The sequence below is a fragment of the Achromobacter sp. JD-1 genome (assembly GCF_038594925.1).
Classification (GTDB): domain Bacteria; phylum Pseudomonadota; class Gammaproteobacteria; order Burkholderiales; family Burkholderiaceae_B; genus Achromobacter; species Achromobacter spanius_C.
Map to the genome: position 1 here is coordinate 44001 of NZ_JBCGCS010000022.1, position 13271 is coordinate 57271.

General features: G+C 66.2%; 15 protein-coding genes and 1 pseudogene. 10 read left to right on the forward strand and 6 right to left on the reverse strand.

The window, feature by feature from the left end:
* The first annotated feature begins 35 nt into the window (after positions 1-35).
* The 5 genes and pseudogenes from mdlC (at position 36) to pcaG (ending at position 5863) form a co-directional block, all read left to right on the forward strand.
* On the forward strand, positions 36-1682 hold the full coding sequence (gene mdlC / locus WBR68_RS25665; protein WP_255696277.1) for a benzoylformate decarboxylase: 1647 nt from the start codon (positions 36-38) through the stop codon (positions 1680-1682).
* A 197-nt stretch (positions 1683-1879) separates the two neighbouring features.
* A pseudogene (locus tag WBR68_RS25670) lies at positions 1880-3078 on the forward strand (4-hydroxybenzoate 3-monooxygenase).
* Positions 3079-3106: 28 nt separating this feature from the next.
* On the forward strand, positions 3107-4519 hold the full coding sequence (locus WBR68_RS25675) for an MFS transporter (RefSeq protein WP_230695620.1): 1413 nt from the start codon (positions 3107-3109) through the stop codon (positions 4517-4519).
* A 2-nt stretch (positions 4520-4521) separates the two neighbouring features.
* Positions 4522-5247: a protocatechuate 3,4-dioxygenase subunit beta gene (gene pcaH / locus WBR68_RS25680; RefSeq protein WP_164741281.1), complete on the forward strand. Its 726-nt coding sequence runs from the start codon at positions 4522-4524 to the stop codon at positions 5245-5247.
* Between the two features lie 10 nt (positions 5248-5257).
* Positions 5258-5863 carry a protocatechuate 3,4-dioxygenase subunit alpha gene (pcaG, locus tag WBR68_RS25685; RefSeq protein WP_050447744.1) on the forward strand — a complete coding sequence of 202 codons (606 nt, stop codon included), beginning with the start codon at positions 5258-5260 and terminating at the stop codon, positions 5861-5863.
* 116 nt (positions 5864-5979) lie between these two features.
* Here the strand turns inward: pcaG and WBR68_RS25690 are convergent, their stop codons facing one another.
* The 3 genes from WBR68_RS25690 to WBR68_RS25700 form a co-directional block, all read right to left on the reverse strand.
* Positions 5980-6402, reverse strand: coding sequence for a GreA/GreB family elongation factor (locus WBR68_RS25690; protein WP_050447745.1), 423 nt, complete (start codon positions 6400-6402; stop codon positions 5980-5982).
* A 367-nt stretch (positions 6403-6769) separates the two neighbouring features.
* Positions 6770-7606, reverse strand: coding sequence for an alpha/beta fold hydrolase (locus tag WBR68_RS25695; protein WP_230695621.1), 837 nt, complete (start codon positions 7604-7606; stop codon positions 6770-6772).
* A 173-nt stretch (positions 7607-7779) separates the two neighbouring features.
* Positions 7780-8292 carry a CinA family protein gene (locus WBR68_RS25700; RefSeq protein WP_050447747.1) on the reverse strand — a complete coding sequence of 171 codons (513 nt, stop codon included), beginning with the start codon at positions 8290-8292 and terminating at the stop codon, positions 7780-7782.
* Positions 8293-8423: 131 nt separating this feature from the next.
* Here WBR68_RS25700 and WBR68_RS25705 point away from each other — a divergent pair, with 131 nt between their 5' ends.
* From WBR68_RS25705 to WBR68_RS25720, 4 genes are all read left to right on the forward strand, one after another.
* Entirely contained in the window at positions 8424-8678 is a 255-nt protein-coding gene (locus WBR68_RS25705) for a hypothetical protein (protein WP_050447748.1), read from the forward strand.
* 208 nt (positions 8679-8886) lie between these two features.
* On the forward strand, positions 8887-9066 hold the full coding sequence (locus WBR68_RS25710; RefSeq protein WP_050447750.1) for a hypothetical protein: 180 nt from the start codon (positions 8887-8889) through the stop codon (positions 9064-9066).
* 108 nt (positions 9067-9174) lie between these two features.
* Positions 9175-9561 (forward strand): hypothetical protein, encoded by a 387-nt coding sequence (locus WBR68_RS25715; RefSeq protein ID WP_230695622.1) that lies wholly within the window; start codon positions 9175-9177, stop codon positions 9559-9561.
* Between the two features lie 19 nt (positions 9562-9580).
* On the forward strand, positions 9581-10591 hold the full coding sequence (locus WBR68_RS25720) for a chemotaxis protein CheB (protein ID WP_230695623.1): 1011 nt from the start codon (positions 9581-9583) through the stop codon (positions 10589-10591).
* Positions 10592-10662: 71 nt separating this feature from the next.
* Here WBR68_RS25720 and WBR68_RS25725 read toward each other — a convergent pair whose 3' ends face one another.
* Positions 10663-10875 carry a hypothetical protein gene (locus tag WBR68_RS25725; protein ID WP_050447753.1) on the reverse strand — a complete coding sequence of 71 codons (213 nt, stop codon included), beginning with the start codon at positions 10873-10875 and terminating at the stop codon, positions 10663-10665.
* Positions 10876-11135: 260 nt separating this feature from the next.
* Between WBR68_RS25725 and galU the strand changes: the two genes are divergently transcribed.
* Entirely contained in the window at positions 11136-11969 is an 834-nt protein-coding gene (galU, locus tag WBR68_RS25730; protein ID WP_230695624.1) for a UTP--glucose-1-phosphate uridylyltransferase GalU, read from the forward strand.
* 3 nt (positions 11970-11972) lie between these two features.
* On the opposite strand, the gene nadE is transcribed toward galU, so the two are convergent.
* On the reverse strand, positions 11973-12842 hold the full coding sequence (nadE, locus tag WBR68_RS25735; RefSeq protein ID WP_230695625.1) for an ammonia-dependent NAD(+) synthetase: 870 nt from the start codon (positions 12840-12842) through the stop codon (positions 11973-11975).
* Between the two features lie 187 nt (positions 12843-13029).
* Positions 13030-13263: a CrpP-related protein gene (locus tag WBR68_RS25740; RefSeq protein WP_230695626.1), complete on the reverse strand. Its 234-nt coding sequence runs from the start codon at positions 13261-13263 to the stop codon at positions 13030-13032.
* Between the last annotated feature and the right edge of the window lie 8 nt (positions 13264-13271).

Below are 13271 nucleotides of genomic sequence, written 5' to 3' on the forward strand. Positions count from 1 at the left end.
AACATCCCGACAACTCCACCGCAAGGACCTGAGCCATGACCGGATCCGCCTTTGGTTTATTGGACCCGCTTGATGCGGCCGACGGCCTCGCCGCCGCGTCGCTGCCCGCGCCCGCGCTGACTGTCCGAGACGCCGTCTACGACCTGATGCGCCGCGTTGGCATGACGTCGGTGTTCGCCAACCCCGGATCCACCGAACTGCCCATGTTCCGTGGCTTTCCCGACGACTTCCGCTACGTGCTGGGCCTGCAGGAAGCCAGTGTGGTGGGCATGGCGGACGGCTATGCGCAGGCCACGCGCAACGCGTCCCTGGTCAACCTGCATTCGGCGGCGGGCGTGGGCAATGCCATGGGCAACCTGTTCACGGCCTACAAGAACCGCACGCCCATGGTTGTGGTGGCGGGACAGCAGGCGCGTGGCATTCTGCCGTTTGATCCCTTTTTGTCATCCAGCCATGCGGCCGATCTGCCCAGGCCTTACGTCAAATGGAGCGCCGAACCCGCGCGCGCCGAAGACGTGCCCTTGGCCATTGCGCGCGCCTATTACCTGGCGATGATGCCGCCGCGCGGCCCCGTGCTGGTATCGGTGCCGGTCGATGATTGGGACGCGCTGTCGCCACCGCTTGCCCGGCGCTGCGTCAGCACCGCGCTGCGCCCACAACCCGAAGCCATCGGGCGTATCGGCGCCTTGCTGGACGCCTGCCGACGGCCCGTGCTGGTGGTGGGCCCCGCAGTGGACCGCGATGGCGCCTGGATCGAGATCGTGGCGCTGGCCGAATCGCACGGCGCGCGCGTCTGGGCCGCGCCCATGTCGGGCCGCTGCAGCTTCCCGGAACGCCACCGCCTGTTCGCAGGGTTCCTGCCCGCCGAGCGGGAAGGCATCGTCAGCCGGTTGGCGGGCCATGACCTGATTCTGGTTGTGGGGGCGCCGGCATTTACGTATCACGTGGACGGGGCCGGGCCGCATGTGCCGGACGGCGCCGAACTTTGCCTGTTGACGGACGACCCGGACACCGCCGCCTGGGCGCCCGCGGGCCTGGCGGCGGTAGGCAGCATCCGGCTTTGCCTGCAAGACCTGCTGGCGCGGCCGGCGCCGTGCATGCGGCCTTTGCCGGCGCGGCGCGAATCGTGCGCGCCGGTCGAGGCCTCGTCGCCCATGTCGGTGGCGTTCGTGATGCAGACCCTGGCCATCTTGCGCGACCCCGCCGACATCGTGGTTGAAGAAGCCCCCAGCGCCCGGCCGGTCATGCAGGATTATCTGCCCCACGTTCGCAGCGAAACCTTCTACACCATGGACAGCGGCGGGCTGGGCTACGGCATGCCCGCGGCCGTGGGCGTGGCGCTGGCCAAGCCCGGCCGGCGTGTCATCGGCCTGTTTGGCGATGGCTCCAGCCTGTATTCGATCCAGGCGCTCTGGAGCGCCAGCCAGCACAAGCTGCCCATCACCTTCGTCATCTTGAACAACCGCCGCTACGCCGCCCTGCAGGACTTCGCTCCGGCATTCGGTTTTGGCCCGCAAGACAAGGTCATGGGAACCGACTTGCCGGGCATCGACTTCGTCGCGCTCGCCACGGGGCTGGGATGCCCCGGCGTGCGTGTCTCCGACGCTTCACGCCTGGGTGGGGTGCTGGCCGAAGCCTTGGCCAGCGGCAGCCCCAATCTGGTTGAAGTGCGGGTGGCCTGAGCATGCGGCGCGCCGCAATTCCAAGGAACCCTCATCATGCCCGTGTCTGCCATGCAGGTATCGCTATTGATCAACGGAAAGCCGCTGGCCGCGGCAATACCGGGGTGCTCAAGGCTGGATCACGGTGCAGACCACTGCGCGCGACTATCCGTTCTGACGGGACGACGCCCAGCAGCTTTCAAGAGTAGAGGCCGCGCATGCGCACTCAGGTTGCAATCATAGGGGCCGGCCCAGCTGGGCTGATGTTGTCGCATTTGCTGCACTTGCAGGGCATTGAATCCGTGGTGCTGGAACGCCGCAGCCGCGACGCCATCTGCGCCACCATCCGCGCGGGAGTGCTGGAGCAGGGCACGGTCGACCTGATGTGCGAAGCTGGCCTGGGCGACCGGATGCGCCGAGAGGGGTTCCGGCACGAAGGGACCGTGCTGCGCGTGGGCGGCCTCGACCGGCGCATTGACTTTGTTGAACTGACTGGCGGCCGCGCCGTGATGGTCTATGCGCAACACGAAGTCATCAAGGATCTGGTGGATGCGCGGCTGGCCACGGGCGGCGATTTGCGCTTTGACGTTGCCAACGTCAGCCTGCACGACCTGGCCTCGTTGCGGCCCACCGTGCGATACGGCGATCAGAATGGCGCCGTCGGCGAGCGCCAAACCGTGCAGGCGGATTTCATCGTGGGTTGCGACGGCACGCACGGCGTCAGCCGCGCCGCCATCGCCCCGCAGGCGCTGCAAACGGCTGAACGCCGCTACCCCTACGGATGGCTGGGCATGCTGTGCAAGGCTCCGCCATCCTCCAACGAATTGATCTACGCCTTGGGCGACGATGGTTTTGCGCTGGTCAGCACGCGGTCGCGCGAGGTGCAGCGCATGTACCTGCAATGCGACCCCAGGACCAAGCCGGCGACTGGTCCGACGACCGCATCTGGTCCACGCTGCGTGCCCGGTTGGCCACCCGTGACGGCTGGCTGCCGAAAGAGGGCGCCATCTTCGACAAGACCGTGATCGGCATGCGCAGCCGCGTGACCGAACCGATGCGGCACGGCCGGCTGTTCCTGGCGGGCGACGCGGCCCATGTGGTGCCACCCACGGGCGCCAAGGGCCTGAACCTGGCGATGTCCGATGCGCGCCTGCTGTCGCGCGCCTTCGCGCGGTTCTACCGACAAGGCGGCGAAGACCTGCTTTGCACCTACAGCGCCACGGCGCTGCGCCGCGTTTGGCGGGCACAGCGGTTTTCATGGTGGATGACCTCGTTGCTGCACCGCGCGCCAGGCGCCGATGCCTTTGCCCGCAAGCTGCAGGACGCCGAACTCGATTACCTGATCCGTTCGCGCGCGGCTTGCACCGCGCTGGCGGAGAACTATGTGGGGCTGCCCGAGGGGCCGCTCTGGGATTGAAGCGCGAAAGTTACCGGAGATAAATGACATGACCTGGACTTCCCCGAACAACGCGGCGTCGGCACCCACAGCGGCATCCCAGCGCGGCAGCGCCGATGTGGGCGCCTTGCTGGACGACGGCCCCTTCACGAGCATGCAGAAATGGGTGGTGATGCTGGCGGCCCTGTCGATCGTCGTGGATGGCTTTGATGGTCAATTGATCGGCTTCGCCATTCCCATGATGATCCAGGAATGGGGCATCACGCGCGAAGCGTTCGCGCCCGCGGTGGCGTCAGGCCTGATCGGAATGGCCATCGGCAGCGCCTCGGCCGGCCTCTTCGCCGACCGCTACGGACGGCGCATGGCGGTAATTGTCAGCGTCTTCGTGTTCGGCACGGCCACCTGCGCGATCGGGCTGGCCCCCGACGCGCTGAGCGTGGCCGTGTTGCGCTTCATTGCGGGCCTGGGCATCGGCGGCGCGCTGCCCAGTTCCACCACCATGACCGCTGAATTCACACCGGCGCGCCGACGTACGCTGGCGGTGACCGCCACCATCGTGTGCGTGCCCCTGGGCGGCATGCTGGCGGGCTTCTTCTCGGGCCATGTTTTGCCGCTGTATGGCTGGCGCGCGTCGTTCTTCATCGGCGGCGCCTTGGCCATCTTGCTGGGGTTTGCGTTGATGGCCGCACTGCCGGAATCACCGCGTTTCCTGGCGCGCCGACCCGAGCGCTGGAAGGAGCTGAGCAAGCTGCTGGGTCGCATGGGGCGTCCCATGCCGGAAGGCGTGCGCTATACGGACGCGGTCGAGCAGGCCGTGGAAAAACAGACGTCAAAACAGCAGGGCGGCGTGCGGGCCTTGTTCGCCAACAACTATCGTTTCGACACCATTGCCATCTGGGTGGCGTTCTTCATGTGCCTGACGGCGGTGTACAGCGCATTCAGTTGGCTGCCCACCATGCTCAGTTCGGAAGGCTTGCCGCTGTCGGTGGCGGGGGCGGGCCTGACCGCCTACAACCTGGGGGGCGTGGTCGGCGCCTTGGTGTGCGCGGTCGCCATGACGCGCTGGGGCTCACGCGTGCCGCTTGCCATCTGCTGCGTGGGCGCGCTGGGTAGCGCCTTCCTGATGCTGTTGGTGGATGTGAGGAAGAGTGCCTCGTTGCTGGTGTTCGGCTTTGGCGTGCATGGGCTGTTCGTCAACGCCGTGCAGTCCACCATGTATGCGCTGTGCGCCTACGTGTATTCCACCGGCGTGCGTGCCACCGGCACGGCGGGCGCGCTGGCTTTCGGCCGCCTGGGCGCCATCCTCAGCGCTTTCGTGGGGGCCTTGGTCATTACGCTGTGGGGCGCGCAAGGCTACCTGACGCTGTTGGGTACGGTCATGGTGTTTGCCTTGATTGCCCTGCTGTCGGTGCGCCGCCACTTTCCGGGCCAGCGGCGGGCGCACCAATTGGATGGGACATGACCATGGCAAATACCGAAGATTCCGTCGCGATCCTGTCCACGCGCGATTGGCAGAGTCACCCGCCTTACCGCTGCGAAGCCTATCAATCGACCGCGCGGCGCAGCCCCATGCTGCCTTTGGTGCCCCTGAAGGCGGCGCTGGGCGAAATGCGCCAGCCCGTCTATGGCCACGAGTGCGTCGGCAAGCGCGACCACGACCTGACACGCAACGCGCGCCGCAATGGCGAACCCATCGGCGAACGCATGGTGCTGGCCGGGCGCGTGCTGGATGATCAGGGCCGACCCGTGCCGCACACGCTGATTGAAATCTGGCAGGCCAATGCCGCTGGCCGCTATGTGCACAAGGCAGACCGGCACAACGCGCCGCTGGATCCCAACTTCCTGGGCGCGGGCCGGTGCCTGACGGATGCCGACGGCCGCTACCGATTCGTGACCATCAAGCCTGGCGCCTATCCCTGGGGCAACCACCCCAACGCATGGCGGCCCCAGCACATTCATCTGTCGCTGTTCGGCCGCCACTTTGCCAGCCGGCTGGTGACGCAGATGTACTTTCCGGGCGACCCGCTGCTTGCCTATGACCCGGTCTACCTGGGCACGCCCGCCGAGGCGCGCAGCCGCCTGGTGGCGGATTTCAGCCTGGACCTGACGCAAGCGGGTATCGCGCTGGGATATCAGTTCGACATCGTGTTACGCGGCGCGGTCCAGACGCCCTTCGAACACCACTCATAGGACAGACACCATGATGCAGGGTCTGCAAGACAACTTCGGACAGACGCCGTCGCAAACGGTGGGGCCGTATTTCGCGTTTGGCCTGACGGCAGCGCAATATGGCTACGACTTCGATCAGCCGTTTGATACCGTGCTGGCGGGCGACGAGGCGCGCGGTCAGCGCATCCGCTTGCAAGGCCGCGTGCTGGACGGCGACGGCGTGCCGATTCCTGACGCATTGGTCGAGATATCGCAGGTGGACGGCCAGGGGCGTTGCCCGCGCAATGTGTACGAGGCATCGGCCATGGGGTTTCTGGGATTTGGCCGCTGCGGCACCGGCACGGACCCCGGCTGCCGCTATACGTTCGATACGGTCAAGCCCGGGCCGCAAGCGCCGGGCGAAGCGCCGCACATTGACATGATCGTGACCATGCGTGGGCTATTGCTGCATGTTTACACGCGGGTGTACTTCGACGATGAAGGCGAGGCGAACGCGGCCGACGCGGTAATGAATTCCGTGCCCGCGGCAAGGCGCCACTCGCTGGTGGCGCGCAGGACCGTGCGCGGCGGCGACGTGATCTACCGCTTTGATGTGCACATGCAGGGGCCCTACGAAACCGTGTTCTTTGATCTGTAGCGTCTAGCGCTAGCGCGCTACGAACCTCGGGCGCCGCGTGCGTTTGCACGGGGCGCCCGAGGCGTCAAGCGGATGGTTCAGGCCGGTACGTCAGCCTGGGGCTTCAGCCCGGCGCGTCAGGCCGTGGTGTCGCCCGCCGCTTCGGGCTGATACAGAATTTCTTCGATGCGGGCGGAGTGCTCGGTCTGGTTGGGCGCGGTCCAGGTGACAAGCTGGCCCGTGCGCGAGCCAATCAGGCTCAAGCCCAGCGGCGACATCACCGATACCTGGCCTTGGGCCAGGTTGGCGTCGGCCGGATAGCACAGCGTGACGACCATTTCATCGCCCTTGTCGTTCAGCAAGCGCACCCGCGAGCGCATCGTGATGATGTCCGGGGTAACTTCCTCGATAGCGATGATGGGCGCCGAATCCAGCAGTTCTTGCGCGGCGTCCACGGCATCGCGCGGCAAGGTGGCGGCGGTGGCGGGGCGCGTGATCATGCCCAGCAGGCGGGCGTGGTCCAGGGCGGTAATCAGTTTGTCTTGCGGCACGGCGTTCATGTCGGTTCTTCTTGGACGAAAGGCCTCGCCAGGCGCAGGCCTTTCGGGCTGGGCGGACGAGGCAATGGAGGAGATGACAGCGCTTTGGGAAGAGAAGGGTCAAGCGGTGCCGCAACGAAGCGTATGGGGCGAATCGTGTCGGGGAGGTGCGCCACCTGGGTGGCTGACCAGCATCAAAGCCGGTTCCGGATCCCCGGAGAGTGCCCTATGGGGCTGATTCAAGCGTCGAAGCGTGCAGGTTTTGCGCGTTTGGCGCCCAATCTGCTGTCGGCAATAGGCGAGTATATAGGCCAAAGCCGGGTCGTAGTATCGGAATATTCCGAAAAAGGGGCGATTAGGCCTCGCCCCTTGTCTTCTGGCGGCGATATCAGCCCTTGATGAACGCCAGCAGGTCGGGATTGATGACCTCCGCGTGTGTCGTCAGCATGCCGTGCGGAAAGCCTTCGTATACCTTCAGCGTGCCGTTCTTCAGCAGCTTCACGGCCAGGCGCGATGCATCATCAATGGGCACGATCTGGTCGTCGTCGCCATGCATCAGCAGCGTGGGCACGGTGATGGCCTTCAGGTCTTCGGTCTGATCCGTTTCCGAAAAGGCCTTGATGCCCTGGTAATGCGCCAGCGCGCTGCCCGCCATGCCTTGGCGCCACCAGTTGTTGATCACGCCTTGCGACACCTTTGCGCCCGAACGGTTGAATCCGTAAAAGGGGCCAGCGGCGACATCCAGGAAGAACTGCGTGCGGTTGGCGGCCAGCGCGTCGCGAAAGCCGTCGAACACTTCAATGGGCAGGCCACCCGGGTTGCCTTCGGTCTTGACCATCAGCGGCGGCACGGCGCTGACCAGCACGGCCTTGGCGACGCGGCCCTGCGGCTGGCCGAACTTGGCCACGTAGCGCGCGACTTCGCCGCCACCGGTGGAGTGGCCAATGTGCACGGCGTTGCGCAAGTCCAGGTGTACCGCCACGGCCGAGGCGTCGGCGGCGTAGTGGTCCATGTCGTGGCCTTCGCTGACCTGGCTGGAGCGGCCATGGCCGCGGCGGTCGTGCGCAATGACGCGGAAGCCCTTGTTGACGAAGTACAGCATCTGCGTGTCCCAGTCGTCGCTGGACAGGGGCCAGCCGTGGTGGAACATCAGGGGCTGGGCGGTTTTGGGACCCCAGTCCTTGAAGAAAATCTGCACGCCGTCAGAAGTGGTGATGGTGCTCATGAGTGTTGACTCCGGGTGGTGCCACAGGTGGGGCGGGCGCCGGAACAGGCGCTGACTTGGGCGTAGCCCCGGTGCCGCCAAACCCTGAGCGTAGCGCTGCCTATGCGGTGGCGCTTGTACGTTATCAAGCTGCTTTGAACAAAATCATCTTGGGGCCGGATGGCGTGGCGCCGTCAACGGGGCCTGCCGCTTGCGTCGCGCAGCGCCAGGAAGTGTTCCATGATGCCTTTCAGCGCGAATTCGGCGCTGGCCTGGCGGATGCGGTTGCGGTCGCCGGAGAAGCGCCGGGTGGCCGTGTAGACCATCGGGCGGGCGTCGGCCTTGCCGATCTTGAATACCCAGGCGTAGCACTGCGTGCCGCTGGGGATGCGGTCGTCGGTGGCGTCCGTGACGCCCGTGTTGGCCACGGCAACGTTGGCGGGGCTCTTGCGGGCCGCCCCCAGCGCCATGTCGCGCGCGACCGCCTCGCTGGTGAGGTTGTGCGCGGCCAGAGTCGATTGGGGCACGCCCAGGCAGCGCTGCTTGGCTTGCACCGAATACACCACGAAGGCGCAATCCAGCAGTTTGCCCGCGCCGGGTATATCGGCCAGGGTGGCCGCGATCAGGCCCGCGGTGCATGACTCCGCGGTAACCAGGGTCAGTTCGTTTTCATGCATGAAAGCCGCAACTCGTTCGATAGCGTTCATCGCCGCGCTCCTGCTGGGTGGTCAGACGCGCGGAGCAACTGGCGTGCCTGCCGGTCGCGCGGGCACGCCAGTTGCTCCTCATGCCGTATCCGCCTATTCCGTCACACACCATCACCCATCAGGAGTTTGCGATGAGCACCCCTACAAAAAAGCAGCAGGATCATTCATCCCCGGTGCGCGCCCCTGGCCAGACCGAGCAATCACCCGCCGAAAACCCCGACCGCCGCGCGCCGGGGCAGGAACGCGACCGGAACGGTCGCTGGCCGCCGGATGCGTTGCCCAACCCGATGCCCGGCGTGGACCCCCAGCAAACCCCCGGTATCGACCGCCTGGGCGACGCGAACGCGGCCGACCAGGAATGGCTGCGCAGCACGCGCGGCCTGTAAGCGGCGGGCCCGGCGCCGGGGCCGCGGTGTCCCCGGTTTGCGCCTTGTCTTCTGCCGTGCGGCGTCTGCGTCGATGGCGCGGCCCTGCTGTGACGCTTTCCCCGGGAATGCCGCTTGCTGCAAGGGCAAGGCAACAAAGCGGGACCAGGCTGGAAACTCAAGCTCGCGGTCCCACCCCGCAATTCAAGCCATTCCAGGGAGCATTGCGATGAAGCCCAAAGACAGTAAACCCAACCCCGCTTCCGACGACACGCCGCGCGAGGCCCAGACCAGCCATGGCGACAAGCAGAACCGCACCAAAAAGGAAGGTCACGTCACGCAGATAGGCAGCGGCCAGGATCAGCAAAGCCAGCGCAATCGCGGCGCGGGTTCGCGCAGCAAACCGTGAGTTGAACGCTCTTGGGCCGGCGCGCTCTTGGCCGCCCACAGCGGGGCATGAGTCCCCATGCACCGGTGCCGCTTCGGCGGCACGCCCCCTTGTTGTTGGGAGAAAAACATGAGACACCCTCGGCATGCATCGCCTGGCTTGGCGGGTTTCCTGCGGGCCGTGACATTGGCGGCTGGCCTGGCCTGCAGCAGCGCGAGCTACGCGCAAGCGGCGGGTGGCCCCGCCGGGCCCGCCGGGCAGGGCGGCCTTCCGCCTGCCGGCACCCCCGCGCCCAAGGGGCCGGCGCCCGATAGCGGTGCGCCCGCTCCATCCCGGGGCGACCCTTCGGGGCCGCCGCCCACCATCCCGCAAGCGGCCCCGGGCGACAAGCCCTCGCAGCCGGTGCAGGGCCAGGGCACCGTCAAAGGTTCTTCCGCCAATCCAGCGCCCGATGGCCGCATCCCTGGTGGCAAAGCCGGCTCGGGCGGGCACAAGACGAATGAATTCGGACGGTAACCGCGCACGGGAGTAAGGGATGCAAAACCGAGACGTGGTGGTCGTGGCCGTGTCCACGGGTGGCCTGGCCGCCCTGGAAGTGCTGCTGGGTGATCTGGATCCGTCCTTGCCGGCGTCCGTGTTCGTGGCCATGCATGTGGACGGCTACCGCAGCGTGTTGCCCACGCTGCTGCAACGCCGCACGCGTTGGCGCGTGCAGCATGCCATTGATGGTGAACCCTTTGTGCATGGCGTCGTCTACGTGGCGCCGCCGGACAGGCATTTGATCTTGCAGCATGACGCGACGGTGCTCACGCGTGGGCCAAAAGAGAACTTCACGCGGCCCGCCGCGGACCCGCTGTTTCGTTCCGCCGCGGAACATTACGGGCAGCGCGTCGTCGGTGTCGTTCTGACCGGCCACCTGGACGACGGGGCGGCGGGCCTGAAGGCCGTGAACGCTTGCGGCGGGTTCGCCATCGTGCAAGATCCGGCCGACAGCGTGGCCCAGGACATGCCCACCAACGCCATCGCCGCGGTGCCGTCGGCGCTGGTGCTGCCCTTGCAGCAGATTGGCGAAGCGATGGCGAACGCGGTGAAGACCACGAGCGCTCCACGTGCGCCTGCCCCATCCGCCTTACCGGAAGTTCTGCGCGCCGAATCCCGCATGACGGAAACCGGCCAGTCGTCCGCGTCCGTGCTGGAACGCCTGGGGCACCAGGCCGGACTGACCTGTCCCGAATGCGGGGGCGTGGTGTGGCGGGTGGACACGGGGTTGCCGGTGCGCTACCGCTGCCATACCGGGCATGCGTTCTCGTCGCGGTCCTTGCATGCCGCGCACGCGGCCGGGGTGGACGAGGCCCTGTGGTCCGCCGCGCGCCTGCTGCGCGAACGCATCATTCTGGCGGGCGAGGAAATCGCGACGGGCGGCGCGTCGGCCGAGGCCACCGGGCGGCTGCGGGCCGCCGTGGGCCAATGGGAGGCGGCCTACCAGCAACTGCGCGCCCTGGCCGCAATGACGGATAGCCCCTTGGCGGACACGGATACCGGTTAGCCGGCCATGGCGAAGCCAGGCAACAAGCCCGCCCATAGGACGGCGCTTGCGGAAGCGGCGGTCATTGGGATCTAGGCGTCACGCGCATCGGCCTGTTTGATGCCTTCCTGCTCCTGCGATTGACAACTGATGATCGAGACGCTTTCGTGTGGGTATTGCGCGTTGGCCGCCTTGACCGCCGCCTCGCACGTGGGATAGGTGCGGGCATCTTGTTGCACGCCCAGCATTGCAATGCGGCGAAAGCTCCAAAGGCCGTCGGGGCGCTCGAACGCTTCGATGATCATTCCTGGGCCTCCTTGGGCGAAGGCGCGCCCGCATTCACTTCGGGTTGGCCGGGAAGGGACTTGCGGGAACCGGCGCTTGGATGTTGCGGCATGGAAGCCTCCTGGCAGCGTTGGCGATAGGGATTCGTTGGCGCAGTTCGCAAGCAATTCGTGTTCCCAAGCCGTTGCGTATAGAGAACCCAGGTCGTGGCGGGCACGTGTCTTGCTCCTAGCCACGCACGACATCCGTCCCGGGTTGTCTTCACTCTAAGAGCCACACCATGCATCCCATACGCAAAGCGGTATTTCCTGTTGCCGGCCTGGGCACCCGTTTTCTTCCGGCCACCAAGGCCATGCCGAAAGAAATGCTTCCCATCGTGGACCGGCCACTGATCCAATATGCCGTCGAAGAAGCCGTGGCGGCGGGCATCACGGAACTGATCTTCGTCACCGGGCGCAACAAGCGCGCCATCGAAGACCATTTCGACCGGGTGCCGGAACTGGAGCGCGACCTGGAATTGAAGAACAAGGGCGCGTTGCTGGACAGCGTGCGCAACGTGATTCCCGACACGGTGAAATGCGTGTACACCCGCCAGCCCGCTGCCTTGGGCTTGGGCCACGCCGTCTTGTGCGCGGCCGCCATCGTGGGCGACGAGCCGTTTGCCGTACTCCTGGCCGACGACATGATCGACGCGGACAGCCCCGTCATCGGCGAGATGATGACGGTGGCGCGTGAGTTCGACGGTAGCGTGCTGGCCGTGCAGCAAGTGCCGCGTAGCCAGACCAATCAGTACGGCATTGTGTCCGGCGCGCATGCTTCGCAAGGGGTGTTGAAGGTGTCGGGCATTGTTGAAAAGCCAGACCCGGCCGACGCCCCCAGCGACCTGGCCGTGGTGGGCCGCTACATTCTTGAACCCCAGATTTTCCACGCGCTGGAGGCTACGCAGCCGGGCGTGGGCGGTGAAATCCAGTTGACCGACGCCATTGCCTCGCTGCTGCAAGGCCGGAAGGTGTTCGGCTACGAGTACGACGGCGTGCGCTATGACTGCGGCAGCAAGGAAGGCTTTTACCGCGCCACGATGGAAATGGGGCGCAAGTATCACGGCATGAAATAAGCCTCAATCCGCTGCGGGCCCCCTCAAGCCCCCCGTCCCATTCGGCGCCGCGGGCGCTTGGCGCTTGTGCGCGGTGGCATGGTATTGGTCCAGCACCGTTCGCAGCGCGTCCTCGCGCACGGGGCGCCCTTCAAGAAAGTCGTCGATCTCGTCATAGTTCACGCCCAGCGCCACCTCGTCAGGCAGGCCGGGGCGCAGCGATTCCAGGTCAGCGGTGGGTGCCTTGGTGATCAGTTTGGCGGGCACGCCCAGCACCACGCCCAGCGCGCGCACCCGGCGCTTGGTCAAGCCGCGCAACGGCAGCAGGTCGGCTGCGCCGTCGCCATGCTTGGTAAAAAAACCCATCAAGGCTTCCGCTGCCTGGTCGGTGCCGATCACCAGACAGTCCATCGCGCCCGCAATCGCGTATTGCGTCACCATGCGCTGTCGCGCCTTGATGTTGCCCGCCACGAAGTCCTCGGCGCCCTTGTCGCTGAAGACCAGGCCCGACGCCGTCAGCGCCTCACGCTGGGCGTCCACGGTGGGCTTGATATCCACTTCCATCACATGGTCCGCGCGAATGAAGTCCAGCGCGCGGCGGGCATCTTCTTCGTCATGCTGGTGCCCATAGGGCAGGCGCACCGCCACGAAAAACGCACGCCGCCCTGTCAGGCGCAGCCGCTCGGCGGCCAACTGCGCCATTCGTGCCGCCACCGTGGAATCCACGCCGCCGCTGATGCCCAGCACGTAGCCGGACTTGCCCGTTTCCAATAAATACTTCTCCAGGAAAGCCACTCGGCTTTCAAGTTCAACCGCGGAATCAAAATCCGGTTGAACGCCAAGATCACTCGCAATGGCAGCCTGCTGATCCTGCAAGTTGGTATTGCCAGCCATGATCAGATCTCCCTTCAAGGTTCCGAAGGGGGCGAACCTGCGCCCGCCCCGCACTTGGGGGCGGTGGCAGCAATTTCCGCGCCTGAATCGAAAGCGGCGCTATCCGGGGGGCGTGAGCCTGGCGCGGCGGTCGCGGCAGCGCTGGCTTGAGGCAGAAGCCTCAATGGACCCTGTTGAGGCAGAAGCCTCAGTGGACCATGTGGCTGTTGTCGCGCTCGACGACGGGCGGGCGCGAGCGGCCCAGCCAGCTTTCCACTTCGGCTTTCCATCCCGCTTCCCAAGCGGCCACCTTGGCGCGCCACTGCGCGATGGGTTCGCCGGTATGGCCCGGCATCTGGTGGGCCCGCAGATAGGGGCAATCAAACAGGCTCCATCCGTTCCGGGCGGCCTGCGCACCCTGATCCTGGATGTCATTTTTCATCTCGGCTT

Excerpts from the sequence above, each read along its gene's own strand:
- mdlC (WP_255696277.1), top strand. The coding sequence starts at position 36 with ATGACCGGATCCGCCTTTGGTTTATTGGACCCGCTTGATGCGGCCGAC.
- galU (WP_230695624.1), top strand. The coding sequence starts at position 11,136 with ATGCATCCCATACGCAAAGCGGTATTTCCTGTTGCCGGCCTGGGCACC.
- nadE (WP_230695625.1), bottom strand. The coding sequence starts at position 12,842 with ATGGCTGGCAATACCAACTTGCAGGATCAGCAGGCTGCCATTGCGAGT.
- WBR68_RS25715 (WP_230695622.1), top strand. The coding sequence starts at position 9,175 with ATGAGACACCCTCGGCATGCATCGCCTGGCTTGGCGGGTTTCCTGCGG.
- WBR68_RS25710 (WP_050447750.1), top strand. The coding sequence starts at position 8,887 with ATGAAGCCCAAAGACAGTAAACCCAACCCCGCTTCCGACGACACGCCG.
- pcaG (WP_050447744.1), top strand. The coding sequence starts at position 5,258 with ATGATGCAGGGTCTGCAAGACAACTTCGGACAGACGCCGTCGCAAACG.
- WBR68_RS25690 (WP_050447745.1), bottom strand. The coding sequence starts at position 6,402 with ATGAACGCCGTGCCGCAAGACAAACTGATTACCGCCCTGGACCACGCC.
- pcaH (WP_164741281.1), top strand. The coding sequence starts at position 4,522 with ATGGCAAATACCGAAGATTCCGTCGCGATCCTGTCCACGCGCGATTGG.
- WBR68_RS25740 (WP_230695626.1), bottom strand. The coding sequence starts at position 13,263 with ATGAAAAATGACATCCAGGATCAGGGTGCGCAGGCCGCCCGGAACGGA.
- WBR68_RS25725 (WP_050447753.1), bottom strand. The coding sequence starts at position 10,875 with ATGATCATCGAAGCGTTCGAGCGCCCCGACGGCCTTTGGAGCTTTCGC.
- WBR68_RS25700 (WP_050447747.1), bottom strand. The coding sequence starts at position 8,292 with ATGAACGCTATCGAACGAGTTGCGGCTTTCATGCATGAAAACGAACTG.
- WBR68_RS25695 (WP_230695621.1), bottom strand. The coding sequence starts at position 7,606 with ATGAGCACCATCACCACTTCTGACGGCGTGCAGATTTTCTTCAAGGAC.
- WBR68_RS25675 (WP_230695620.1), top strand. The coding sequence starts at position 3,107 with ATGACCTGGACTTCCCCGAACAACGCGGCGTCGGCACCCACAGCGGCA.
- WBR68_RS25720 (WP_230695623.1), top strand. The coding sequence starts at position 9,581 with ATGCAAAACCGAGACGTGGTGGTCGTGGCCGTGTCCACGGGTGGCCTG.
- WBR68_RS25705 (WP_050447748.1), top strand. The coding sequence starts at position 8,424 with ATGAGCACCCCTACAAAAAAGCAGCAGGATCATTCATCCCCGGTGCGC.